At 73.5% G+C, this 25,068-nt stretch carries 19 protein-coding genes and 1 tRNA gene; 4 read left to right on the top strand and 16 right to left on the bottom strand.

The features are described from left to right. Positions 1–301 precede the first annotated feature (301 nt). The 8 genes from ACIQU6_RS25165 to ACIQU6_RS25200 form a co-directional block, all read right to left on the bottom strand. Positions 302–1,123, bottom strand: coding sequence for a TrmH family RNA methyltransferase (locus ACIQU6_RS25165; RefSeq protein ID WP_403483928.1), 822 nt, complete (start codon positions 1,121–1,123; stop codon positions 302–304). A 76-nt stretch (positions 1,124–1,199) separates the two neighbouring features. Next, entirely contained in the window at positions 1,200–2,441 is a 1,242-nt protein-coding gene (gene cobA / locus ACIQU6_RS25170; RefSeq protein WP_403483929.1) for a uroporphyrinogen-III C-methyltransferase, read from the bottom strand. A gap of 173 nt (positions 2,442–2,614) precedes the next feature. Beyond that, positions 2,615–6,925: a nicotinate-nucleotide--dimethylbenzimidazole phosphoribosyltransferase gene (cobT, locus tag ACIQU6_RS25175; protein ID WP_403483930.1), complete on the bottom strand. Its 4,311-nt coding sequence runs from the start codon at positions 6,923–6,925 to the stop codon at positions 2,615–2,617. Between the two features lie 235 nt (positions 6,926–7,160). Continuing rightward, positions 7,161–8,381: a precorrin-6y C5,15-methyltransferase (decarboxylating) subunit CbiE gene (gene cbiE, locus ACIQU6_RS25180; RefSeq protein WP_403483931.1), complete on the bottom strand. Its 1,221-nt coding sequence runs from the start codon at positions 8,379–8,381 to the stop codon at positions 7,161–7,163. Positions 8,382–8,550: 169 nt separating this feature from the next. After that, positions 8,551–9,186 carry a GNAT family N-acetyltransferase gene (locus tag ACIQU6_RS25185; RefSeq protein ID WP_383418039.1) on the bottom strand — a complete coding sequence of 212 codons (636 nt, stop codon included), beginning with the start codon at positions 9,184–9,186 and terminating at the stop codon, positions 8,551–8,553. Positions 9,187–9,505: 319 nt separating this feature from the next. Next, positions 9,506–10,363: a MetQ/NlpA family ABC transporter substrate-binding protein gene (locus ACIQU6_RS25190; protein ID WP_403483932.1), complete on the bottom strand. Its 858-nt coding sequence runs from the start codon at positions 10,361–10,363 to the stop codon at positions 9,506–9,508. 102 nt (positions 10,364–10,465) lie between these two features. Next, entirely contained in the window at positions 10,466–11,200 is a 735-nt protein-coding gene (locus ACIQU6_RS25195; RefSeq protein WP_403483933.1) for a methionine ABC transporter permease, read from the bottom strand. Next, positions 11,197–12,249 (bottom strand): methionine ABC transporter ATP-binding protein, encoded by a 1,053-nt coding sequence (locus tag ACIQU6_RS25200; RefSeq protein ID WP_403483934.1) that lies wholly within the window; start codon positions 12,247–12,249, stop codon positions 11,197–11,199. The genes ACIQU6_RS25195 and ACIQU6_RS25200 overlap by 4 nt, the downstream gene beginning before the upstream one ends. A gap of 662 nt (positions 12,250–12,911) precedes the next feature. Between ACIQU6_RS25200 and ACIQU6_RS25205 the strand changes: the two genes are divergently transcribed. Together ACIQU6_RS25205 and ACIQU6_RS25210 are read left to right on the top strand one after the other, a co-directional pair. Further along, a complete protein-coding gene (locus tag ACIQU6_RS25205; protein ID WP_274916798.1) occupies positions 12,912–13,280 on the top strand; it encodes a hypothetical protein in 369 nt (122 codons plus the stop codon). Between the two features lie 67 nt (positions 13,281–13,347). After that, the gene (locus ACIQU6_RS25210) at positions 13,348–13,734 is read left to right on the top strand and encodes a hypothetical protein (RefSeq protein WP_274919311.1); all 387 of its coding nucleotides are present in this window, start codon (positions 13,348–13,350) and stop codon (positions 13,732–13,734) included. Between the two features lie 47 nt (positions 13,735–13,781). Here the strand turns inward: ACIQU6_RS25210 and ACIQU6_RS25215 are convergent, their stop codons facing one another. Beyond that, entirely contained in the window at positions 13,782–14,270 is a 489-nt protein-coding gene (locus ACIQU6_RS25215; RefSeq protein WP_376569379.1) for a GNAT family N-acetyltransferase, read from the bottom strand. Positions 14,271–14,474: 204 nt separating this feature from the next. Further along, positions 14,475–15,656: a glycerophosphodiester phosphodiesterase gene (locus ACIQU6_RS25220; protein WP_403483935.1), complete on the bottom strand. Its 1,182-nt coding sequence runs from the start codon at positions 15,654–15,656 to the stop codon at positions 14,475–14,477. A gap of 327 nt (positions 15,657–15,983) precedes the next feature. Here ACIQU6_RS25220 and ACIQU6_RS25225 point away from each other — a divergent pair, with 327 nt between their 5' ends. After that, the gene (locus ACIQU6_RS25225; RefSeq protein ID WP_403483936.1) at positions 15,984–16,655 is read left to right on the top strand and encodes a lysophospholipid acyltransferase family protein; all 672 of its coding nucleotides are present in this window, start codon (positions 15,984–15,986) and stop codon (positions 16,653–16,655) included. An 82-nt stretch (positions 16,656–16,737) separates the two neighbouring features. Here the strand turns inward: ACIQU6_RS25225 and ACIQU6_RS25230 are convergent, their stop codons facing one another. From ACIQU6_RS25230 to ACIQU6_RS25250, 5 genes are all read right to left on the bottom strand, one after another. After that, the gene (locus ACIQU6_RS25230) at positions 16,738–18,708 is read right to left on the bottom strand and encodes a bifunctional metallophosphatase/5'-nucleotidase (protein WP_403483937.1); all 1,971 of its coding nucleotides are present in this window, start codon (positions 18,706–18,708) and stop codon (positions 16,738–16,740) included. A gap of 282 nt (positions 18,709–18,990) precedes the next feature. Beyond that, on the bottom strand, positions 18,991–20,619 hold the full coding sequence (locus tag ACIQU6_RS25235) for an MFS transporter (RefSeq protein ID WP_403483938.1): 1,629 nt from the start codon (positions 20,617–20,619) through the stop codon (positions 18,991–18,993). After that, positions 20,616–21,167 (bottom strand): TetR/AcrR family transcriptional regulator, encoded by a 552-nt coding sequence (locus ACIQU6_RS25240; protein ID WP_403483939.1) that lies wholly within the window; start codon positions 21,165–21,167, stop codon positions 20,616–20,618. Before ACIQU6_RS25240 ends, ACIQU6_RS25235 begins: the two co-directional genes overlap by 4 nt. A gap of 156 nt (positions 21,168–21,323) precedes the next feature. Then, positions 21,324–22,754 (bottom strand): argininosuccinate lyase, encoded by a 1,431-nt coding sequence (argH, locus tag ACIQU6_RS25245; protein ID WP_403483940.1) that lies wholly within the window; start codon positions 22,752–22,754, stop codon positions 21,324–21,326. A gap of 93 nt (positions 22,755–22,847) precedes the next feature. Then, positions 22,848–24,050 carry an argininosuccinate synthase gene (locus ACIQU6_RS25250; protein ID WP_403483941.1) on the bottom strand — a complete coding sequence of 401 codons (1,203 nt, stop codon included), beginning with the start codon at positions 24,048–24,050 and terminating at the stop codon, positions 22,848–22,850. 249 nt (positions 24,051–24,299) lie between these two features. On the opposite strand from ACIQU6_RS25250, the gene ACIQU6_RS25255 reads away from it, so the two are divergent. After that, a tRNA-Pro gene (locus ACIQU6_RS25255) sits at positions 24,300–24,373 on the top strand. A gap of 152 nt (positions 24,374–24,525) precedes the next feature. Here the strand turns inward: ACIQU6_RS25255 and ACIQU6_RS25260 are convergent. Further along, the gene (locus ACIQU6_RS25260; RefSeq protein WP_403483942.1) at positions 24,526–25,068 is read right to left on the bottom strand and encodes an arginine repressor; all 543 of its coding nucleotides are present in this window, start codon (positions 25,066–25,068) and stop codon (positions 24,526–24,528) included.

Here is a 25,068-nt window from a genome sequence, read left to right on the forward strand (position 1 = left end):
CTGTTCCGCGGAGGGGGCGGGGCGAGGCGTTTCACGGGTGAGGTGGCGGGGGCGAGCATCCGCGGGCCGGTGGGGCGGCGAGCACTCCACGGGTGGGAGCAACAAGCGATCCGCAGGTAGGGGCGGCGAGCACTCCACGGGTAGGGGCGGCGAGCGTTCCGCAGGTAGGGGCGGCGAGCACTCCACGGGTAGGGACAGTGAGCGTTCCGTGGGCGGCTGGGACGACCGGGTTCCGCGGGTGGATGGGGTTAGGCGTTCCGCGGGTGGATGGGGCTGGGCGTTCCGCGGGTGGGGGTGGGGGCTACTTCGTTGGGGGTGTCGGTGCGGTGACCGCGTAGAAGGAGACCGCGGCGGCGGCGCCTACGTTGAGGGAGTCGATGCCGTGGGCCATGGGGATGCGGACCCATGCGTCGGCGGCGCGGAGGGCACCCGTGGTCAGGCCGCCGCCCTCCGCGCCGAGCATGAGGGCGACGCGTTCGAGGGTGTGCGGGGCCACCTCGTTGAGGTCGGTGGCGCCCTCGGCCGGGGTCAGGGCGAGGAGGCGGAAACCGGCCTCCCGTACGGCGGACAGGTCACGCGGCCAGCTCTCCAACCGGGCGTAGGGGACGGAGAACACCGCGCCCATGGAGACCTTCACCGAGCGGCGGTAGAGGGGGTCGGCGCAGTCCGGGGAGAGGAGGACCGCGTCCATTCCCAGGGCCGCGGCGCTGCGGAAGATGGCGCCGATGTTGGTGTGGTCGTTGACCGCCTCCATGACCGCGATCCGGCGGGTGCCGGCGAGGAGTTCGGCGGCGCTGGGCAGCGGCTTGCGCTGCATGGAGGCGAGGGCGCCGCGGTGCACGTGATAGCCCGTCACGCGCTCGGCGAGGTCCGGGCTGACGGCGTAGACCGGGGCCGGGACCTCGTCGATGACGTCGCGCATCACGTCGACCCACTTGGACGACAGGAGCATCGAGCGCATCTCGTAACCGGCGTGCCGGGCACGGCGGATGACCTTCTCGCCCTCGGCGATGAAGAGTCCTTCGGCCGGTTCGCGCCGGCGGCGCAGCTCGACGTCGGTGAGGTCGGTGTAGTCGCGCAGCCGCGGGTCGTCCGGGTCCTCGACGGTGATGATTTCTGCCACGGGGAGAGGGTGCCTTGTCGGTGTCGGGGGGCGAAGGGGCGGGCGCGCGCGGTTAAAGGGGCCGGGCGCGTGGGGGCTATTGGGCTGCGGGGGCGGGCGGGGTGAGGCCGACCACGTCGCCGACGACGATGACGGCGGGCGGGCGGACGCCCTCGGCCCGTACGGTCTCGCCGAGGGTGGCGAGGGTGGCGTCCACGCGGCGCTGGGCGGCGGTGGTGCCCTCCTGGACGACGGCGGCGGGGGTGTCGGCGGGGCGGCCGCACGCTATGAGCTTGGCGGCGATGGCGCCGCTGTTCTCCACGCCCATGAGGATGACGAGGGTGCCGCGGAGCTTGGCGAGCGCCGGCCAGTCGACCAGGGAGCGCGCGTCGTCGGGGGCGACGTGGCCGCTGACGACGGTGAACTCGTGGGCCACCCCGCGGTGGGTGACGGGGATGCCGGCGGCGCCGGGGACGGAGATGGTGCTGGAGATGCCGGGGACGACGGTGCAGGGGATGCCGGCCTCGGCGAGCGCCTGGGCCTCCTCCATGCCGCGGCCGAAGACGAACGGGTCGCCACCCTTGAGGCGGACCACGGCCTTGCCGGCCTTGGCGTGCTCGATGAGGGCGTTGTTGATGGCCTCCTGGGCCATGAAGCGGCCGTACGGGATCTTCGCGGCGTCGATCACCTCGACGTGCGGCGGGAGTTCGGCGAGCAGGTCGCGCGGGCCGAGCCGGTCGGCGATGACGACGTCGGCCTCGGCGAGCAGGCGGCGGCCGCGGACGGTGATCAGGTCGGGGTCGCCGGGGCCGCCGCCGACCAGCGCCACGCTGGGGGTGTGCGGGCGGCGGTGGCGCGGGGCGGCGATGCTGCCGTCGCGCAGGCCCTCGACGATGGCGTCGCGGACGGCGGCGGAGCGGCGCGGGTCGCGGCCGGTGAGGACGGCCACGGTGACGCCCTCGCTGCGGCCGGTGGCCGGGGTCCAGGCGGTGGCGGCCTCGGCGTCGTCGGAGCGGACCGCCCAGACGCGGCGTTCCTCGGCCTCCCGGGAGGCGGCGGCGTTGGCCTCGGGGTCGTCGGTGGAGATCAGCGCGTACCAGGCGCCGTCGAGGTCGCCGGGACGGTAGCGGCGGCGCTCCCAGCGCAGTTCGCCGGCGTCGGCCATGGCCTCGACGGAGGCGGTGGCGGACGGGGAGATCAGCAGCACGTCGGCGCCGGCGGCGAGGAGCGCGGGGAGGCGGCGCTGGGCGACCTGGCCGGCGCCGAGGACGACCACGCGACGGCCGGAGAGCCGCAGTCCGACGGGGTAGGCGACGTGTTCGGCGACGGGCTCGGCCATGGTGGTGTGGCTCCTCGTGGAGTGGTGCGAGTTCGACGACCGTGTCAGTCGCTGCGGCGCCGGAGCGGCTGAGAGGGGGACGGCCGAGGGAGACGTACGGCCCCGGCCCACAGCCTATGGGGCTGCGGGCCGGGGGTCATGCGGGGGCGGCCGCCTACCGGCCGGCCCCGGTGTCAGCTCTTTTCGGTGACCCCGGCGGCGTCGAAGGTGGCGACCTCGTGCATGGCGCGGGCGGCGCTCTGCACGACGGGGAGCGCCAACAGGGCGCCGGTGCCCTCGCCGAGCCGCAGGTCGAGGTCGACCAGCGGGCGCAGGCCGAGCTTGTTGAGCGCGGCGACGTGGCCGGGCTCGGCGCTGCGGTGGCCGGCGATGCAGGCGGCCAGGGCCTCGGGGGCGATGGCCCGGGCGACCAGGGCGGCGGCGCCGGCGCTGACGCCGTCGAGGATCACCGGGGTGCGCAGCGAGGCGCCGCCGAGGATCAGGCCGACCATGGCCGCGTGCTCCAGGCCGCCGAGGGCGGCGAGGATGCCGATCGGGTCGGCCGGGTCCGGCTGGTGGAGCTCCAGGGCGCGGCGGACCACCTCGACCTTGCGGGCGTGCGTCTCGTCGTTGATGCCGGTGCCGCGGCCGGTGACCTCGGCCGGGTCGACGCCGGTGTAGACGGCGATCAGGGCGGCCGACGCGGTGGTGTTGGCGATGCCCATCTCGCCGGTCAGCAGCGCCTTGTTGCCGGCCGCGACGAGGTCCCGGGCGGTCTCGATGCCGACCTCGATGGCCTTGAGGGCGTCCTCCTGGGTCATCGCCGGGCCCTGGGTGAAGTCGGCGGTGCCGGGGCGGACCTTGCGGGGCAACAGGCCGGGGGTGGCCGGGAGTTCGCCGGCGACGCCGACGTCGACGACGCAGACCTCGGCGCCGACCTGGTTGGCGAAGGCGTTGCAGACCGCGCCGCCGCCCAGGAAGTTGGCGACCATCTGGCCGGTGACCTCCTGGGGCCAGGGGGTCACGCCCTGGGCGTGCACGCCGTGGTCACCGGCGAAGATCGCGACCGCGGCCGGCTCCGGGATGGGCGGCGGGCACTTGCGGGACAGGCCGCAGAGCTGCGCGGAGATGATCTCCAGCATGCCGAGCGCACCGGCCGGCTTGGTCATCCGCTTCTGCCGCTCCCACGCCTCGCCGAGCGCCTTGGCGTCCAGCGGGCGGATGCCGGCGAGGGTCTCCTGGAGGAGGTCGTGCGGGTCCTCGCCCGGGAGGGCGCGGCGGCCGTAGGTCTCCTCGTGGACGACCCAGGACAGCGGGCGGCGCTTGGACCAGCCGGCCTGGAGGAGCTCGGGGTCGTCCGGGAACTCGTCGACGTAGCCGACGCAGAGGTAGGCGACGACTTCGAGGTGTTCGGGCAGGCCCAGTTCGCGGACCATCTCCCGCTCGTCGAAGAAGCTGACCCAGCCGACGCCCAGGCCCTCGGCGCGGGCGGCGAGCCAGAGGTTCTCGACGGCGAGCGCGGAGGAGTACGGGGCCATCTGCGGCTGGGTGTGCCGGCCGAGGGTGTGCCGGCCGCCGCGGGTGGAGTCGGCGGTGACGACGATGTTCACCGGCGTTTCGAGGATCGCCTCGATCTTCAGCTCGCGGAACTGCTTGGCGCGGGCCTTGGGCAGCGACTGGGCGTACGCCTCGCGCTGCCGCATGGCGAGCTCGTGCATCTTGGCGCGGGTCTCGTCGGACCGGATGACGACGAAGTCCCAGGGCTGGGAGTGGCCGACGCTGGGCGCGGTGTGGGCCGCCTCCAGGACGCGCAGCAGGACCTCGTTGGGGATCGGGTCGGGGCGGAAGCCGTTGCGGATGTCGCGGCGCTCGCGGATGACGCGGTGCACGGCGGCGCGCTCGGAGTCGTCGTAGGCGGCCGCGGGGGCGGTCGCCGGCTCGGGCTCCGCGGTGGGGGCCTGGGACTCGGCGGGGTGCGCGTCGTCGCCGTCGGCGTGCTCGACGAACTGGGCGTCGTCCTGTGCGTGCGGGCGGTCGTCGGCCTCGGCCGGGACGAGTTGGTCGGGGGCGGGGGCCTGGGCCTCGGCGGCGGGCTCCTGCGGGGTGGCTTCTTCGGCGGCCGGGGCGGGGTCCGGCTCGTCGGTGGCCTGGGCCGGGATCTGGGGGGTGGCGGCCGGCGCCTCGGGGGCGGCGGTCTCGTCGACGGCGGGCCGGGCGGGGGTCTCGGTGGGGGCCTCGGGCTGCGCGGCGTCGGCGGCCTCGGGGTGCGCGGTCGGCTGCGCCTCGGCCGGGGCGGCCGGCGGCTGCGCGGGCTCCGCGGCGGGCTGTCGGGCCTCGGCCTCCGCGGCCACGGCGGGCTGCGACTGGCCGGTGGCGTCCTGGGGTTGTTCCTCGGGCGCCTCTATGACGGGCTGTTGGGCGGCCGGCTGGTCGTCGGCCGGGGTGGCGTCCGCGGGGGCCGGCTCGGCCTCGGTCTCGGTGGACTGCTGGGCGTCGGCGGGCTGTTGGGCCTCGGCGACGGGCTGCTCGGGCTGCTGGGCCGGCTGTTCCGGGGTGGCGGCGGGCTCGGTGGCCTCGACGGTGGCCTCGGGGTCCGGTGCTTGAGCGGGCTCGGGAGTGGGCTGCGGGGCCGGGGCCGCTTCGGGTTGCGGCTGCTCCGGGGCGGGGGCCGGGGCCTGGTCCGCCGGGGCGTCGGCCGGCTGTTGGGCGGCGGGCTGCTCGGCCGGCTGTTGGGCGGCGGGCTGCTCGGCCGGCTCCGCGGGGGCCGGGGCGGGCTCGGCGACCGGCGGCTGGCCGGCGGCGGGCGCCTCCACCGCCTCGGGCTGCTGCGGCGCGGCCGGGACGGTGTCCTGGGCGGCCGGGGCGGTGGCGTCGGCGGCGGGCTGCTCGGGGGCCGGGGTCGGCTGGGGCTGGGCCTGCGCGGGGGCGGGCTCGACGGCGTCGGCCTGCTGGGCGGCGTCGATCGCGGGCTCCGCGTCCGCGACCGGGGCCGGGGCCACCGCCGGGGCCGGGGCCTCGGTCGGGGGCGACGGCTGCCCGACGGGCGCCTGTGCGGCGGCCGGAGCGGCGGCGGCCTCGGGGGTGCCGGCCTCCGCCGGAGCCTCGGCCGGAACGTCCTGGGTGGCGACACCGGTCGCGTCCACCACGATGGGAGCGGCGACGGCCTCGACCGCCTCAGGGGCGACGGCCTCCGCCACCGGCTCCTGCCGCTCCCCCGGCATCTCCCGCGGCTGCTCCGCAGCACCCTGCCGGGGCTGTTCCGCCTGCACGGCCTCGGCCTGCGGCATCTGCTCCGCCGCCGCCTGCGCCACCGCGACCCGCTCGGCCGGCAGTTGCTCGGCGGGGGGCTGCTCAACGGACGGCTGCTCGGCCGGCTGGTGCGCGGCCGGCGGCTGCTCGGTGGGCAGCGCGCCGTCCTGGACGTCGGGCTGCACGGGCGGCTGGGCGTCCTGCGGGACGCCCGCCTGGACCTCCCCCTGGACGTCCTGCGGCACCGCTGCGACCGGCGGCTGGGCCGGCGAACCGGGGCCCTCCGGCGCCTGGTTCACGGGCGGCTGAGCCTCCTGCGCCGGCCCCTGCGGCACGGCCGTCTCCACCGCGGCCTGGGCGGGCGCCTCCGGCCACGGCTGCGCCTGGACCGGCACGTGGGCAGGGATCTGGCCCAACTGCGGCCCGGGCAGCGGGCCTTGACCCGCGGCCCCGTAGGACTGCTCGGCGTACGCCTGGCCCACGTAGGGCGGCTGGCCGGGCGCCGGCAGCGGGGCGGCCGGCGGGGTCTGGTGGGCGGCGTCCGCGGGTGCGACGGGCTGGCCGGGCGCCGACTCGGCTGCGACGGGCTGCCCGGCGGCGGGCTGCGGCTCCACGGGCTGGCCCTCGGTGGGCTGCGGGAGCGGCTGGGCGGTTTCGACGGGGGCGTCGAGGTACTCGGGGCCGGGGGCCGGGGCGGCCTGCCGGGCGGCCGGCTGGGGCGCGTCCGCGGGGCCGCGGTCGGCCAGCGAGCGGACCACGCCGCCGGTCGCGTCCGGGACCGGCGGGCCCATGTGGAGCGGGCGGCGGGGCGCGGCGGTGCCGCGGGCGCGGGCCGGCTGCTGGGGCGCGGCGGGCGGCGGGATGCGGACGGCGCCGAGGTCGACGGAACCGGAGTCCCGGCCTCCGGTCTCGTGGTCGCCGACCGGGGCGGCCACCGGTTCGTAGGCGGCAACCGGGGCGCCGGTGGCGGGGTCGTACGGTGCGGCCGGCTGCGGCGGCACGGCCTGCGGCTGCGGGAGTTGCTGGGCGGGCTGCGGCACCTGCTGGGCGCCCTGCTCGCTCCAGGCGCCCTGGGCGCCTGGCATCAGCAGGTCGTCCTCCTCGACGGCGCCGTCACCGGGGCCGAGGTAGGGGTAGTCGCCGGGGTGCTGGGCGGAGCCGGGGTCGGCAGGGGTGGGCACGGCCTGCGGCTGCCCGCGGTGTCCGCCTGTGCTCTCCGGCTGTCCCTGGCCCGGGACCTGGCCGGTGTCGGTCATGCGTACCCCTCGCCCACTGCTAGTGCTCCTTCCAACCGCTCGTGCGACGCGCCGACCGGTGCGCACCGACGCCCCGATAGCGAGAACGAGCGAGCACGCCTCCCGGCACGTCCGCCCTCAAGAGCTTCATTTTCGTCCAAAACCACGGCAAATTCGGGATATTGGCGTACGAAGCCGAACGCGGAACGGCGGCGCAACGATCCGCCAGCCTACCCCGCGCGGGTGGTCTTCCTGGTCACGGGTGAGGAACGCGATAGCCGCTGAGCAAAAACACCACAGCGCGTTCACGTTCGACCCAAACGGAAGTGTCCAGTTCTACCGACTGGAGAAGGGCGCACTCGACTTCGTAGCCGCCGTCGGCGAGCGCGCGGCCCACTTCCTCGGCCTCGTCGCGGGTGGCGGCGTGGGTGACGATCCGTTCGGGGCGGCGGGCCGCGCAGGCGGTGACCACGGCCACTCCCCCGGCGCCGATCCGCACCACGTCGGGCTCGGGGAGGTCTTCCAGGATCTGCGGTGCGCGGCCGTGCACGGCCTGGAGTTGGACGCCGTGCCGGCGGGCCAGGGCGGCGGCGCGGCCGCAGGCGTCCGGGTCGGTGTCGACCGCGATGACCGCGGCGCCGAACCGTGCGGCCTCCACCGCCGCGGCCCCGCTGCCGGAGCCGATGTCCCAGACCAGGTCGCCCATCCGCGGCCCGAGGCGGGCGAGTTGTGCGGTGCGCAGCGGGACGGACTCGCCCTCGCCGAGCACGCCTCCGTAGGCGCGGGCCGGAAGTCCCCAGCCGCGCGGGCCCGTCGGGTAACCGACCTCGTGGCCGGCGAGCCAGCCGGTGCCCTGGGCGGCGGCGCCGGCGGGCGAACCGCCCACGACGATCACGACGTTGGGGTCGCGCCACACGTGGTCGGCGACCTTGTCGGATGTGAGGACGGTCACCCGTTCCCGTTCGGTGCCGAGGTCCTCGCAGATGACGAAGGTGCGGTGCACGCCGTCCAGGAGGAGGGCGAGTTCGGCGGGGCCGGCGCCGGGCGAGGTGAGCACCGCGACCTTGGGGTGGGCACGGCAGACGTTGACCGCGCGGCGCAGGTCGCGGCTGTGGGCGACGACGATCTGGGCGTCGTCCCAGGGCATGCCGGCCCGGGCGAAGGCGGCGGCGACGGCGGAGACGGCCGGCACCACCTCGACCTCCAGGCCGTATTCGGGGGCGCGCAGGGTGCGGACGACGCCGAAGAAGCCGGGGTCGCCATCGGCGAGGACGACGGCGGTGCCGCGGTGCTGGGCGATGCGGCGGGCGGCCAGGGTGACGCTGCCGAGCCGGATCCGTTCGGCGGCCGGCGGGACCTCGGGCAGCGCGAGGTGGTGGGCGGCGCCGGCGACCAGGGTCGCGGCGCCGAGGGCGGCGCGGGCGACCGCGGTCAGCGGAGAGCCGTCCCATCCGATCACCGTGACCCGGTCGGCCATGCTGGTCTGTCTCCTGGGGGCTGGTGGGGTTTCCGGGCGGGCGGCCGGCGGGCGCGTCGGCCGGCCGGCGGGGCTGCGGGGTGCCGGTCCGCGCTGGTCGGGGCGGGCCCGGCCGGTGTCCGGCAGGCCGAGGGTACCGCGGGGGTGGCGGGCGGGAGGTGGCGCGGGGTCAGTTCCACTCGGGATAGGCGAAGCCGTTGGCGTCGACCATCTGGGGCGGGAGCCCGTCGAGGTCCTCGGGGAGCAGGCTCCAGACGATCTGGTCCGTGCGGAGGTCGGTCCAGGTGCCGTCCTCGGCGCGGTTCCGGGCTATGCAGGCGTTGCGCAGCACGCCCTCGCTGATGCAGCCGATCTTCTGGGCGACCTGTTGGGAGGCGGTGTTGCCGGCGGCGGTGCGCAGTTCCAGGCGCTCGAACTTCTGGTCCTGGAAGAGCCAGCGGGCGGTGGCGAGGGCGGCCTCGGAGGCGTATCCCTCGCCGCGGGCCCAGGAGGCGACGATGTAGGAGAGTTCGGTGGAGCGGACGCGCCAGTTGGTGCGGCTGAGTTGGATGATGCCGACCAGGCGCTGGGTGAGGAACTCGGTGACCGCAAGGTCCAGGCCGCGGCCCGCGATGCGCTCGGTGGGGGCGTATCTGGTGATCCAGGCGCGGGCGGCGTCCTCGGAGTACGGCTGGGGCACCGCGGTCCAGGCGGCGATGAGTTCGTCGTCCATCATCGCGGCCAGGGCGGGGGCGTCGTCCTCGTCGAGCGGGCGCAGCACCAACCGGTCCGTGCTGAGGGAGATGTCCGGGAAGGTGGATGTCATGCCGATGCTCCAACGCCGTTGACTGGGTGCTCCCGAACGTCGCGCGGGCCGTGCGCGCCGCGCGGCCGGGGCCGTCCTGACCGTCTTTGAATGCACCAGCATGCAGCATCGGCCGGCGGGCGTGCCACGCGCGGGCGGGCGGGAGCGCGGGGGTGGGCGGCCGGGGCCCGCCCACCCCCGAAGGCAAGGGGGCGACCCGTCCGCCCCGTAGGCGACGGAACTCCCGCCGCCCGGTGGGCAGATGGCCGCCCCCGTCCCGCGGTCGAGGGAGCGCCCGCCCGTCCCACGGGCAGAGCGGCGCGCCCCCGCTACCAGGGCGTCAGCTCTTGACCGGGCCGAAGGCCGGAATGACCGAGCCGTCCTTGTACTTGTCCTCGATGAACTTCTTGACCTCGTCCGAGTTGAGGAGCTTGGCCAGCTTCTCCACCCGGGGGTCGTTCTCGTTGCCCTTCTTGACGGCGAGGAAGTTGGCGTAGGGGTTGCCCTTCGCCTTCTCCAGGGCGAGGGCGTCCTTGGAGGGCTTGAGGTGGGCGCCGACCGCGAAGTTGCCGTTGATGACGGCGGCGTCGACGTCGGCCAGGCGCGGCGCGGTCTGCGCGGCCTCCAGCTCGGTGATCTTGATGCCCTTGTTGTCCTTGACGTCGGTCAGCTTGGCGTCGGAGCCGACGCCGGGCTTGAGGGTGATGACGCCGTTGTCGGCGAGCAGCTTGAGCGCGCGGCCCTCGTTGGACGGGTCGTTGGGGACCGAGACGGTGTCGCCGGCCTTGAGCTCGGAGAGCTTGTGGATCTTGTTGGAGTAGACGCCCAGCGGCTCGATCTCGACGTTGACGACCGGGACGATGTGGGTGCCGTTCTCCTTGTTGAAGGTGTCCAGGAACGGCTTGTGCTGGAAGAAGTTGGCGTCGACCTGGCCGTCGTCGGTGACCTTGTTGGGCATCTTGTAGTCGTTGAAGGTCTTCACGACCAACTTGAGGCCGACCTGCGGCGCCAGCTTGTCCTTGACGTAGTCGAGGATCGTGGCGTGCGGGGTGGGGCTGGCGGCGACGACGAGGGGGGCGTTCTTGTCGTTCTTGTCGCTGCTCGCGGTGGCGTCGGAGGGGGCGCTGCACGCGCTCGCGCCGAGGGCGACGGCGGAGGCGGCGGCTATCGCCACGGTGATCTTGATGGTGTTACGCACGAAGAGTGCCTCTTTCTTGTGCACACGGGGTCCGTGTGGGCTGCGCCCGGCAAAGGGTCCGGGCTTGCGGGGTGACGCGGATGGTACGGGTGGTGCGCGGGGTCAGGCAGCCTCGGTGACCGGCGCGGGCTCCTCGGTGCGGACCCGGCGCAGGCCGACCCGCAGGGAGGAGGCGTGGGCGCCGCGGCGGGCGAGCCGGCGGACGACCAGGTCGCCGAGGAGCTGGGCGACGGTGACGATGACGATCAGCTCGACCACGGTGATGATCATGAGCGAGGTCTCGTACTGCTGGTAGCCGTAGGTGTAGGCGAGGTTGCCCAGTCCACCGCCGCCGACCGCGCCGGCGATCGCCGAGTAGCCGATCAGCGTGATGACGGTGGTGGTGATGGCGGCGACCAGGGCCGGCAGCGCCTGCGGGAGCAGCACCTTGAAGATGACGGTCCAGGTGCCGCCGCCCATCGCCTGGGCGGCCTCGACCAGCCCGTGGTCGACCTCCCGCAGCGCGGCCTCGACGAGGCGGGCGAAGAACGGGATGGCCGCGATGGCCAGCGGGACCACGGCGCCGGTCGGACCGATGGAGACGCCGACGACGAGCCGGGTGAAGGGGATCAGCACCACGATCAGGATCAGGAACGGGAAGGACCGCCCGATGTTCACGATCGCGCCGAGGGCCTTGTTGACCACGACGTTCTGGAGCAGGCCGCCGCGGACGGTCAGGTGCAGCAGGACGCCGACGGGGATGCCGACGAGGACCGCGTAGAACGTGGACCACCACACCATGAAGAGGGTGTCGAGGGTGGCGTCGGACAGCAGCGGCTGCATGTCGTTCCAGCTCACTGGGCACCTTCCTTCCGGAGCGGGGTGGTGGGCGTCGGGGCGGTGTCCTCGCCGACGACGTCCACCTGGAGGCCCTGCTCGCGCAGGAAGCCGATGGGCACGACGTTGTCCTCGAAGCGGCCGGGCAGCTCGATGCGCATCCGGCCGACCTGGTTGCCGCCGACGGTGTCCATGGCGGCGCCGAGGATGGAGACGTCGACGTTGTAGGTGCGGGCCAGCTCGGAGATGACCGGGCGGGTGGCGGCCGAGCCGTGGAAGGTGACGTCGACGACGGTGCGGTCCTCGGCGGAGGGCTCGCCGCCGACCGGGAACAGCTCCCGGGCGAGCTCGGAGCCGGGGGTGGCGAGGAGATCGGAAACGGTGCCCTGCTCGACGATCCGGCCGCCCTTCATCAGCGCGGCGGAGTCGCAGATGGTCTTGACGACGTCCATCTCGTGCGTGATGAGGACGACGGTCAGGCCGAGCTGCCGGTTGAGGTCGCGCAGCAGCGTCAGGATGGAGCGGGTGGTCTCCGGGTCGAGGGCGCTGGTGGCCTCGTCGGAGAGCAGCACCTTGGGGTCGCCGGCCAGTGCGCGGGCGATGCCGACGCGCTGCTTCTGGCCACCGGAGAGCTGGGCGGGGTAGGCGTGGGCCTTGTCGGCGAGGCCGACCAGGTCCAGCAGTTCCAGGGCCTTGCGGGCGCGGTCGCGGCGGGAGACCTTGAGGATCTCCAGCGGCAGCTCGACGTTGTCCTGGACGGTGCGCGAGGACAGCAGGTTGAAGTGCTGGAAGACCATGCCGATGTGGCTGCGCGCGACGCGCAGTGCGGCGCCCGCGCGCAGTCCCCGTCCGCCGAGGGCGGTGAGGTCCTGGCCGGCCACGGTGACCGTGCCGGAGGTGGGGCGCTCCAGGAGGTTGAGGCAGCGGATGAGGGTGGACTTACCGGCGCCGCTCTGACCGATGACGCCGTACACCTCGCCCTCGCGGACGTGTAGGTCGACGCCGTCCAGGGCGGTGACCTCGCGGCCTCCGGATCGGTAGACCTTGGTCAGGCCCGTTGTGGTGATCACAGGGAATTCCGTCACTGTCGAGTGCTCGGCGGCTGGCCCGCCGGGCACGGGGCATTCTGGCGAGTGCGGCAGGGGGAAACGGGGAGCGGCGGTGGGCGCGGGGCCCGGCTCCGGGTTCCGGTGACGCGGGGCGGCCGAAGGGCGCGTGCTGCGTCGTCCGGCTCAAGGCGGAAGGCTCGCTTCGGGGCGCGAGGCGTACGGCGGGGGCCCTCAGCGGTCACACATTCGACACATGCAACGAGCACCGGGCATGAGGAATGCCTCGGTCGCGGGGGTGCGGCGGCTCGTCGTGGTCATGGCGGCCAGTAAACCAGACGGCGGCTTGGCCGAATCAAGCCCGTCCGCATAGCGGACAGTGCCGCTCGCCCCGTGGACCGGGCCGCCGGAGCCGGACGATCTCGGTGCGGTCGCCGGTGGCCTGGGCGGATGCCGGCGGGGGCGCGGGGCCCGGTGGTCGGACCCGCGGGCGGGGGCGGTGCGGGCTGTGGCCAACACCACGGCCGGCGGGCCGGTCGCCCGCCGGGACGACGGGCCGGCACCGGGCGGCCAGCGGACCGGCGGGCCACGGCGGGGCCGGACGCGGCGGGCCGCCCGGCGCCGATTAGCATCGGGCCCATGCCCCACAACCCCACGGCGCGCGGCCGCCTCGCCCGGAGGCCGCGGTGATCGACGCGCTGACGCTCGCGGTCGGTGTGACCGCTCTCGCGCTGGCCGCCTGGTGCGGCTTCGCCGCGTACCGCAACGAGCCCACCAAGGACTGGCACTTCATCGGCATGGCCGTGGTGTCCCTGCTGTGCATCGTCCAACTGGTCATCTCCCTCGTGCAGTTGGCGCGCGGGCAGCACCCGGACAAGGGCACCGCGCTGTTCCTGGCGTATCTGCTCGGGGCGGCCGCGTGCGTGCCGGCGACCGGGTTCATGTCGCTCTCCGAGCGGACCCGGTGGGGCTCGGCCACCGTCGCCGCGGGCTCCGTGGTGCTGGCGGTTCTGGAAGTACGACTCTTCGACATCTGGGGAGGCGGCAGTGCCTGAGGCTGCCCCGACGACCACTGCGGCACAGGCCGCGCAGCAGACCGCGGAGCGGGATCCGGGCACGAGGCTGGGCGCCGGCCCGGGGCGGCTGCTGGTCACCGTCTACGGCGTCTTCACCGTGGCCGCCGCGTCCCGCTCGCTCTACCAACTGATCGCCCAGTTCGACCGCGCCCCGCTGGCGTACGTGCTGTCGGCGGTCTCCGCGCTGATCTACGGCTTCATCACCTTCTCGCTGGTGCGCGGCGGCGAGGTGGCCCGGCGGGCGGCGATCGTCTGCTGCGCGCTGGAGATCCTCGGGGTGCTGGGCATCGGCACCTGGACGCTGGTGGATCCGGCGGCGTTCGCGGACTCCACGGTCTGGTCGTACTACGGCATGGACTACCTCTTCATCCCGGTCGCCCTGCCGGTCACCGGTCTGATGTGGCTGCGCCGGGCCCGCACCGCGAAGGTCTGATTACGCAGGTCTCCGGGCCCGCCCGTGGTGCGGGCCCGGTGACGGCGTCACGGCGCGGCGGTGAGCGCCTTCTCCAGCGTGATCAGGCTGAGCCGGCGGGTCAGTTGCTCGGTGCCGACGGGGGCGTAGCCGTGGTCGCGGTAGAGGCGGAGGTTGGCCTCGCTGCGGTGGCCGGTGAACAGGCGGTAGCGCTTGGCGGACCGCTCCGTCGCGAGCCGTTGCTCGACGGCGGCCAGCAGTCGGCCGCCGAGCCCGTGCCGCTGGAGGCGGGGGTGCACGATCAACTTGCCGATCTTCGCGGTGCCGTCGGCGTCGACCGTGCCGCGCACCGAGCCGACCACCTCCTGGCCGAGTCTGGCCACCATGACGCAGCCGTCGGCGAGTTCGGCGCGCAGCGAGTCCAGGGTCTGGGTCAGGGGCTCGATCCCGTAGTCGTCGTAGAGCGCGGCCTCGGACTGGTAACAGAGGTATTGGAGTTTGAGGATCTGCTCGGCGTCGTCGTCGGTCGCCGTCGAGATCGTCACGCTCGTGCCCATGCGCGTGTGCCTCCCCATTTTCGGTTCGCTGTCCGCTTCCGGACTCCCCGGACTGCGGCCGCGGCAATCTCCGCGGGGAGCATTCTGTGCGGGCATATGGGACAAGCGGAACGGACCGGCGCCAAGCTCCCCTGTGACATTCCCAACTCAGATGAGTGGGCGGGTGGATGGGGGCCGGGCGCCGGTCCGGGGGCGTCGGGCGCGTCAGTGCCGGCGGAACTCCTCGGCGGCGACCAGAGCGGTGTCCGGGTTGTCCGAGAACAGGCCGTCGATGCCGGTGGCGAAGAGCGCCTTGAAGTACGCGAGCGCATTGCCGTAGTCGCCCGGGTTCTTGCCGATCTGGAAGTCCAGCGGCAGGAAGCTGTTCTCGTTCCGCACGGTGTACGGGTGGACGACCAGGCCCGCCGCGTGCGCGTCGCGGACCAGGGTGGTGGGCTTGCCCAACTTGCCCTTGTCGTCCTGCGCGATGATCTGCGGCAGCCAGGGGCCGATGCCCTGGGCGAAGCCGGAGATCCACCTGAGCCCCGCGGGCTTGAGCAGGTCGGCGGTGGTGCGCGGGTCACCGGCCTCGACGAAGTCCCAGGGCCGGACGGACGGCTCGTCGAGCAGCACGACCTTCGGGCACTTCACGCCCAGTTCGCCGAGCCGCTTGAGGCTGCTGGGCTCGAAGGACTGCAGGAAGTTCGGGGCGTGGGCGGTGTGCCGGCCGTACCGGCGCAGCAGCTTGGCGAGCCGCTCCTCCAGGCCCAGGCCCAGCTTGCGGAAGTAGGTGGGGTGCTTGGTCTCGATGTGCAGCCAGACCGGGCGGCCGCGCTCGCGCCCCTTCTTCTCGGCCCAGCGCAGGGCCTCTTCGAAGGTGGGTATCTCCCAGACGCCGTTGTAGAGGGTGTTGTGCTGGCGGACGTCCGGTATGCGCTCCTTGGCGCGCAGCGTCTTGATCTCGGCGAGCGTGAAGTCCTCGGTGAACCAGCCGGTGATCTTCTTGCCGTCGATGGTCTTGGTCGTCCGGCGGCCGGCGAACTCGTGGTGGTCCGCGACGTCGGTGGTGCCGCTGATGTCGGGCTCGTGCCGCAGGATCAGATGCCCGTCCTTGGTGGGGACGAGGTCACCGGCCTCGATGACGTCCGCGCCCATGTCGAGGGCGAGTTGGTAGGAGCCGAAGGTGTGCTCGGGGCGGTAGCCGCTGGCGCCGCGGTGGCCGACGACCAGCGGGAACGGCAGCTTCTTGGGCCGCCCCGCGGGCGTCGACCGGGCCGCCTGCGCCGCGGCGGGCTCCGTCCGGCCGGCCGCGTTCGCCTGCCCCGCACCGCCCAGTACGGCCGCCCCCGCGCCCAAGGCGGCGGCTCCCAGTACCGTCCGCCGCCCCGGCTCGTGCCGCTTCTCCATGCCCGCGCTCCTTGCTGTCCGTTGCGCCCCTGCCGGGCCCGGTGGCATCCCGGCCCGGCAGGGTTCCGTGCTTGTCTCTCGGCCTCTCGGCTGCCCAGGCAGGCGTGGTTGACACCCCTCCCGGAAAGCTCCTTGATCGTAAGCACGGACGGGTGATGTCGGGGAGACGTCCGGGAGGACTGTGGGGAACATGGACGTAACGCACGTCAACTCTGCGTATCGGCCCGGTGAACCCGATGTGCGCGCGGGAGTAACTCGCGAGTATGGTCCTGGGCTGCAGAGTGCTGTGCCCCCTCGAACCTGACCAGCCGCGACCCGGAGGACCCGTTGTCCCGCATTGTGCTGAAGGCGATTCTCGGACTCGTGATGCGCGTCCTGTTCCGTCCGAAAGTCGAGGGCCTGGAGCGTATCCCCGGGACCGGGCCGGTCATTCTGGCCGGCAACCACGTCACGTTCATCGACTCGATGTTCCTGACGCTGGTGGTCAAGCGGCCGGTGTACTTCATCGGCAAGGACGAGTACGTCACCGGCAAGGGCCTCAAGGGCCGGCTGATGGCCTGGTTCTTCACCTCCGCCGGGATGATCCCGGTGGACCGGGACGGCGGGCACGGCGGGGTCGCCGCGCTGATGACCGGCCGCCGCATCCTGGACGAGGGCCACGCCTTCGGCATCTACCCGGAGGGCACCCGCTCCCCCGACGGCCGCCTCTACCGCGGCCGGACCGGCATCGCCCGGCTCGCGCTGATGACCGGCGCCCCGGTCGTCCCGTTCGCGATGATCGGCACGGACAAGGTGCAGCCCGGCGGCAAGGGCCGCCCGCACATCGCCCCGGTGACCGTGCGCTTCGGCGAGCCGCTGGACTTCTCCCGCTACGAGGGCATGGACCGGGACCGCTACGTCCTGCGGGCCGTCACCGACGAGGTGATGAGCGACGTGATGGAGCTGTCCGGTCAGGAGTACGTCGACGTCTACGCCACGAAGATGCGCACGGCCGCCTGAGCCCCGCCCACGCACTCGCGCCGAGGGCCCCGTCCGCTCAACGGACGGGGCCCTCGGCGTCGTTGCGACTACCGACGGGCGGTCAGCACGGCACCCGGAAGCCGCCGAGCACCCGCAGTCCCTCGGCGTCGCCGATCAGCGCGGCGCGCAGGGCCGCCTCCACCCGCGGCACCAGATTGCCGTCGGCGGCGAGGAGTTGCTGGTGCACGGCGACGGAACCGATGCGGGCGCCGGGGAGATGGGCGTTCTTCGCCGTGACGCGGTCCGGCTCGGCCGGCGACAGCCGCCGCTTGGCACGGACATAGGCGACGAAGCTCTCGAAGTCCCGGGTGTGCCGGACCGGTTCGGTGAAGCCGGTGAAGGCGCTGAAGCCGTCCTGGTTGGTCAGGGTGTAGGAGGGCGCGGCCAGACGGTAGCGGCGGGTTGGTTCGAGCGGCTCGTCGTCGATCAGGACCTCGGCGGGGTCGATCCGTCGCCCGGCCGGGGCGGTGGCGTCGAAGCGGTAGCGGACGTTGCCGGAGACGGCCAGCGGGGCGAAGGAGAGGCCGTCGTCGGCGGTCGACGCCCACTGCTGCTCCAGGGCCTCGTGGATCTGCCGGCCGGTGACCGTGACGGTGACGATCGGGTCGCCGAAGCCGACCGCGTTCCACGCCTGTCCGAAGGTGACCGCGCCGTCGGACGCCTCGTCGCGCACCAGGTCCCCGGAGATGATCGCGGCACCGACCCGCGGGGCCACCGCGATCACCGCGAGTTCGGCCGGAACGTTGCGGTACCCGCCGCGGTCGTCCATCGGGCCGTGCGGCTGACCGCCCGCCCAGAGCGCCCAGTCGGCGACGAGGTTGCCCATGGTGGACTCCCCCACCGCGTTGCGGCGTTGGGTGAAGGAGGCGGTCTGGGTGCCGATCCGGGTGCGGGCGCGGCGGGCGCCGTAGCCGGCCCAGTAGTCGGCGATCTCCTTCAGCTCCCGATCGGGCGCGATGTCACGGGTGTTGGGGTGGTTGACGGAGGTGGTCAGGGATCTGATGACCTTTCCGCTCACCGGGTCGAGCCGGAGGTTGATCTCGTTGATGATCTGGCCGTAGCAGCCGGCCTCGACGAACGGGCGGGGCACGCCCTTGGGGTCCGGCAGCATCATGGTGAAGGCGCAGTGCCAGTGGCCGGTGACGATGGCGTCGATGTCCGGCGAGACCCGCAGCGCCAGTTCGTAGGCCGGCCCGGAGGGGTTGCTGCCGCTCTCGAAGTTGCCGCCGGCGACCGCGCCGTCGTGCATGCTGAGCACGATCGCGTTGACGCCGCGCTTCTTGAGCGCCCTGGCGCAGCGGTTGGCGGTCTCCAGCTCGTCCAGGGTGCGCAGTCCCGGCTGGTAGGAGCCGGGGAAGGACTCGGTGCCGATGGCGGTCAGGTGGATGAAGCCGATCGGCAGCCGCCGGCCGCGGCCGGCGTCCACGTGCACGATGTTGTACGGCGGCAGCACCCGCTCGCCGGTGTCCCGGCGGACCATGTTGGCGCTGTAGTAGGGGAAGTTGGCGCCGCGGAAGCGGTGGCCGGTGGAGTCGGTGAAGGAGGCGTCGCGGCCGACGGCGGGGAAGGCGCGGCCGCGCTCCATGTGGTCGCGGAGGAAGACCGTGGACTTGTCGAACTCGTGGTTGCCGGCCGAGGCGAAGTCCAGCCGCATGGCGTTGAGCGCCTCGATGGTGGGTTCGTCGGCGAAGGAGGCGGCGTCGAACTCCCAGCCGGAGAAGAGGTCGCCGGGGGCGAAGAAGAGGGAGTTGCGCCGCCCGGCGCGCAACCGCGCCAGGTGGGCGGCCATGTAGGCGACGCCGCCGACGGTGTAGCGCTTGCCGCCGGCGCCGGTGATGACGGAGTTGGCGCCCGGGGCGCTCTGCAGATAGCCGTGCAGATCGGTGATGTTGAGCAGTTGGACGTCGACGTACTCGTGTGCCGTGGCGGCGTCGCGGGCGTGGCCGGTGGCGTAGGCGTTGGTGCCGATCGCGCTCGCGGTGGCCATCGCCCCCGCGGCGGTTACGAAGGACCGTCGTCCGATGTCGCGCACTGCGTCACTCTCCTGAGCGGGTCCGACCGTTGGGGGACGACGGGAGAGTCAAACGCGCCGCGCGGGACAACCGGCCACCAGGACGCGTACCGGGCGTGAACGGCCGGGGACAGTCGCCCCCGGGGGCGTGTCCCGTGGATCATGGCCGGTGCGCGCGGTCACGATCCACGGGACACGCCTGAACGGGGGCGCGGTGCGCGGTGGTGTCCCTCGTTCGCCCGCCGGGGTGGGCCCTTACGGGTGCTCGGAGGGGGGTGGCGCGGGGAGGCGCGCCGGGGTGCGTCAGCGGCGTTCGGAGCCGCGGGCAACGGGTCCCGAGCCGGCCACCGGTGCGGTCTCGGGGGCCGTCGCCGGCTGCGCGACGGGGGCGCTGTCCGCCAGTTCCTGGCCGCGGAGCAGGAACCACGCGGCGACCGCGGCGCCGAGCAGCACCACCGCGCCGATGCCGGCCGCGGTGTCCACGCCGCTCACGAAGGCGTCCTGAGCGGCCTTCAGCAGGGCGGCGCTCTGGTCGGCGGGGAGTTGGGAGGCGGCGTCCACGGCGCCGCCGAGCGACGAGCGGGCCGCGTCGACGACGTGTCCGGGCACCCCGACGGGGGCGGCGAAGCCCTGGTAGATGCTGGTGACGATGGAGCCGAGCAAGGCGATGCCGAGCGCGGCGCCGAGCTCGTAGGCGGTCTCGGAGACCGCGGAGGCGGAGCCGGCTTCCTCCTTGGGCACACTGGAGAGGATCACGTCGGCGGTGACGGTGAAGGCGAAGCCGGCGCCGATGCCGACGACGAAGAGGATGACGCACAGCGCGAGGGTGCCGGTGTCGCCGTGCAGGGCCATGCAGCCGGCGAGCGAGAGCCCGACCACCGCGAGGCCGCCGGCCACCACCAGCCGCACCGACAGCCGGCGGGCGACCCAGCCGGCGGCCAGCCCGGCGCCCACCGCGCCGACCGCGGCCGGGAGTTCGACCAGGCCGGCGTTGAGCGGCGAGCGCATCTGCACCATCTGGAGGAACTGGGAGAGGAAGAAGACCAGTCCGGACAGGCCGAGGATGGTCAGCAGGTCGGCCAGGACCGCGCCGGAGAAGCCCCGGTGTTGGAAGAGCTTCATGTTCAGCAGCGGCGAGTCGAGGGTGAGCTGGCGGCGGACGAACCACACCAGGGCGAGCAGGCCGATGACGGCGGCCGGCCCGATGTCCCAGCGGAGGCCGTGCACCGCCGCTTCCTTGATGGCGTAGACGACGCCGACGATGCCCACCAACGACAGCAGCACGCTGGGGACGTCCCACGGTCCGGGGTCGGGGTTGCGGGACTCGGGGATGACCTTGGCGCCGACGACGACCAGCAGCAGCATCACCGGAAGGTTGATCAGGAAGACCGAGCCCCACCAGAAGTGGCCCAGCAGGAAGCCGCCGAGGACCGGCCCGACCGCGGTGCCGGCCGAGGCCATCGCGCCCCAGATGCCGATCGCCAGGCTGCGTTCCCTGGGGTCGTGGAAGAGGTTGCGGATCAGGGCGAGGGTGGACGGCATCAACGTCGCGCCGGCCACGCCCTGGAGGGCCCGGGCGACGATCATCATCTCCGGGGTGCTGGCGTAGGCGGCGAGCACCGACATCGCGCCGAACGCCATCGAGCCGATCAGCAGCAGCTTCTTGCGGCCGATCCGGTCGCCGAGGCTGCCCATGGAGACCAGCAGTCCGGCGATGACGAAGGAGTAGATGTCGCCGATCCACAGCAACTGGGTGCCGGACGGCTTCAGATCCTCGCTCAGGAAGGGGGTGGCGAGGCCGAGGACGGTGGCGTCGACGCCGACCAGCAGCACCGCCAGGACGAGGACCGAGAGCGCGAGCCAGCGGCCCGGACGGGGTTGGTCGTCGACATGGGCCGCACCGGCCCGGGGTGGCGCTATGCGCTCGCTCATTTCTCCATGCTCCGTCGGATGCCGCCGAGCAGCAGCTCGGCGATCGAGTGGTTGAGGTCGCCGCGGGCCAGGCGTCCTTCGTGGACCGACCAGGCGCCCGCGCCGAGGAGGCCGTAGAACGCCTCGGTCAGCCAGACCGCGCTGAGGTCGACGCGGAAGTCGCCCTCTTCCTGGCCGCGCCGGAACAGCGCGGCGAGCCGGGCGTCGAGCCGGGCCCAGCCGGCGTTGACCGTCCCGCCCTCGAAGAGTTGGTTCTCGGTGAAGAGGAAGGCCAGTACGGCGGCGACCGGTTCGGCCTCGCCGACCAGCCGGCGCAGCGCCTCGACGGCGCTGCCGTCGTCGAGGCGGGCGGTGTCCATCGCCCGCGCGAACATCTCGATGCCGTGCTCCTCCAGGGCACGGATCAGCGCGTCGCGGCCGGCGAAGTGCCGGTGCAGGGTCGCCCGGCTGATGCCCGCGGCGCGCGCGATCTCGTCCATCGACGTCGTGGAGCGGTGGGTGAGCAGCGCGGCGGCCTCGGTGAGTACGCGTTCTCGGTCCACAGCCATGAGACGTAGGCTAACCGAATGAGACGTGAATGTCTCATCGAGGGGGCGGCACCTCGCGCTCCCGCCGTGGGGCGGGCCCACCACGCACGAGGGCGGCCCCCACCCGCATCGGGTGGAGGCCGCCCTCGACCGCCGGGCGTGACCCCGGCGTCGACGTCACTTCCGGGCCGCGGCCCACTCCTGCTGTCCGGCCAGGTCCGCCCGCACCTCGGCGAGCTGCACCGCCACCGCCGACGGCGCGGTGCCGCCGCGGCCGTTGCGGGAGGCCAGCGCGCCGGGGACGTTCAGCACGCCGCGGACCTCGGGCGTCAGATGCGGCGAGATCTTGGCGAACTGCTCGTCGGTGAGCTGGTCCAGCTCGATGCCCTGCGCCTCGCACTCCTTGACGCACTCGCCGGCCACCTCGTGCGCCACCCGGAACGGCACGCCCTGCTTCACCAGCCACTCCGCGATGTCGGTGGCCAGCGAGAAACCGGCCGGCGCCAGCTCCGCCATCCGCTCCCGGTTGACGGTGAGGGTGGCCATCATCCCGGTGAACGCCGGGAGCAGCACCTCCAGTTGGTCGCAGGAGTCGAAGACCGGCTCCTTGTCCTCCTGGAGGTCGCGGTTGTAGGCGAGCGGGAGGGCCTTCAGCGTCGCCAGCAGACCGGTCAGATTGCCGATCAGCCGGCCCGACTTGCCGCGCGCCAGCTCCGCGATGTCCGGGTTCTTCTTCTGCGGCATGATCGACGAGCCGGTGGAGAAGGCGTCGTGCAGGGTCACGAAGGAGAACTCCTTGGTGTTCCAGACGATCACCTCCTCGGCGATCCGGGACAGGTTGACGCCGATCATCGCGGTGATGAAGGCGAACTCCGCGACGAAGTCCCGGGAGGCGGTGCCGTCGATGGAGTTGCCCACCGAACCGCGCTCGAAGCCGAGGTCCGCGGCGACCGCCTCCGGGTCCAGGCCCAGGCTGCTGCCGGCCAACGCCCCCGATCCGTACGGCGAGACGGCGGTCCGCTCGTCCCACTGCCGCATCCGCTCCGCGTCCCGGGAGAGCGCCTGGACGTGGGCGAGCACGTGGTGGGCGAAGAGCACCGGCTGGGCGTGCTGGAGGTGGGTGCGGCCGGGCATCGCGACGTCCGGGTGCGCCTCGGCGAGGCCGACCAGCGCCTCCTGGAGGTCGGCGAGCAGCCCGCCGACGATCCGGGCGTGGTCGCGCAGGTACATCCGGAACAGCGTGGCCACCTGGTCGTTGCGGGACCGGCCGGCCCGCAGCTTGCCGCCGAGGTCCGGGCCGAGCCGCTCCAACAGCCCCCGCTCCAGGGCGGTGTGCACGTCCTCGTCGGCGACGGTGCCCACGAACTCGCCCGAGGCGACGTCGCCTTCGAGCCGGTCCAGCCCGTCGAGCATCCGCGCCAGCTCGTCCTCGGTGAGCAGGCCCGCCGTGTGGAGCACCCGGGCGTGGGCGCGCGATCCGGCGATGTCGTAGGGGGCCAGGCGCCAGTCGAAGTGCACCGAGGCGGACAGCTTGGCCAGGGCCTCGGCCGGTCCGTCCGCGAACCGTCCGCCCCAGAGCCGGACGTCACCGGTGTTGCCGTTGCTCACTTGTGCTGCTCCTTGCTGGAGGGGGTGGTGGCCGGCTGCTCGCCGGTGGGGGTGCGCCCGCGCCCGGGCCACGGGGCCCGGCGCGCGGTCACGTCAGGCTCTGCCTGCCAGGTCGCGCTGCCCGGCAATCCTGCTCGACATGCCGAAGAGTTCGATGAACCCCTTGGAGAGCGACTGGTCGAACGTGTCACCGGTGTCGTAGGTGGCGAGGTCGACGTCGTAGAGGGACTGCTCCGAGCGGCGCCCCGTGACCACCGCGCGGCCGCCGTGCAGGGTCATCCGCACCTCGCCGGAGACGGACCGGTTGGCCTCCTCGACGAAGCCGTCCAGCGCCCGCCTGAGCGGCGAGAACCACAGGCCGTCATAGACCAGTTCGCCCCAGCGCTGCTCAACTCCCCGCTTGTAGCGGGCGAGTTCGCGCTCGACGGTGACGTTCTCCAGTTCCTGGTGCGCGGTGATCAGCGCGATCGCGCCCGGCGCCTCGTAGACCTCGCGGGACTTGATGCCGACCAGCCGGTCCTCGACCAGGTCGATCCGGCCGACGCCCTGGGCACCGGCCCGCTCGTTGAGCCGCTGGATCGCCTGGAGGACGGTGACCGGCTCGCCGTCGAGGGCGACCGGCGCGCCGCGCTCGAAGGAGACCACGACCTCGTCGGCCTCGCGGGCGACGGCCGGGTCCCTGGTGTACGCGTAGACGTCCTCGGTCGGCGCGCGCCAGATGTCCTCCAGGAAGCCGGTCTCCACGGCCCGCCCGAAGACGTTCTGGTCGATGGAGAACGGCGACTTCCTGGTGGTGGCGATCGGCAGGCCGGCCTTCTCGGCGAAGGCGATGGCCTGGTCCCGGGTCATCGCGTAGTCCCGGACCGGGGCGAGGCAGGTGAGGTCGGGGGCGAGGGCGGAGACCCCCGCCTCGAACCGGACCTGATCATTCCCCTTGCCGGTGCACCCGTGGGCGACCGCGCTCGCGCCGTACCGCCGGGCGGCGGCGACCAGGTGCTTGACGATGGCCGGCCGGGACAGCGCGGAGACCAGCGGATAGCGGTCCATGTAGAGGGCGTTGGCCTTGATCGCCGGAAGACAGTAGGCGTCGGCGAACTCGTCCTTGGCGTCGACGACCTCGGCCTCGACGGCGCCACAGGCGAGCGCCCGCTTGCGGACGGCGTCCAGGTCCTCGCCGCCCTGGCCGACGTCGACCGCGACGGCGACGACCTCGGCACCGGTCTCCTCGGCGAGCCAGCCAATACAGACGGAGGTGTCCAGTCCGCCCGAGTAGGCGAGTACGACGCGCTCGGTCATGGGTCCCTCCTTGTGCGCATGCCCCGATAGGCATAAGTATGCACTCGACCGTATGCTTCGTCAATGGAGGAGAAAAGCGCAGGTCAACGGGGCGACAAGAGGGGGCGCGGGGCGTTCTGGAGGGCGCGTCGGGCCTCGCCGGGGAGCCCGGGGCCACCCCGAAAGGACCCCGCTTTGGATTCATCGGCCGGGACAGGGTATTTTTCTGTCTGCACGCCCCGACCGGGAACGCCCGGTCGGTACGAGCACCGGGACGTGGCGCAGCTTGGTAGCGCACTTGACTGGGGGTCAAGGGGTCGCAGGTTCAAATCCTGTCGTCCCGACGGTGCAGAACACGGGCCGGAGGCCGTTCCTCGCAGGGATGCGAGGAACGGCCTCCGGTCGTTTTCGCGTGCGGGGCGGGACGTTCCGCCGCGCGCTGCGGAACGCCCCGCGGGCGCCGGGGTCGGTCCGGACCTGACCCACCGGTCAGGGGCTAGCGCGCCCCCTGCGCGAGCTGGAGGAGATGGTCGGCGAGCTGCTGGCCGCCCGACGGATCGCGGCTGATCAGCATGAGGGTGTCGTCGCCGGCGATGGTGCCGAGGATGTCGTGGAGCTCCGCCTGGTCGATGGCGGAGGCCAGGAACTGGGCGGCCCCCGGCGGGGTGCGCAGGACGACGAGGTTGGCCGACGCCTCGGCGGAGATGAGGAGTTCGCCGGAGAGGCGGCGCATCCGCTCCTCCTTGGCGGACTCCCCCAGCGGCGCCCGCGGCTTGCGGTCGCCGCCCTCGCTCGGCACCGCGTAGATCAGCTCGCCGCCGGTGTTGCGGATCTTGACCGCGCCCAGCTCGTCCAGGTCGCGGGAGAGCGTCGCCTGGGTGACGGAGAGGCCGTCGTCGGCGAGCAGCTTGGCGAGCTGGCTCTGGGAGCGGACCGGTTGCCGGTTGAGGATGTCCACGATCCGGCGGTGGCGGGCGGTGCGGGTCTGCGGCACGGCCGGGCCGTTGTTCGGCGGCTCGGTCTCCTGCGGCTCGGTCAT

This window comes from Streptomyces sp. NPDC090442 (assembly GCF_044769405.1).
GTDB lineage: Bacteria > Actinomycetota > Actinomycetes > Streptomycetales > Streptomycetaceae > Streptomyces.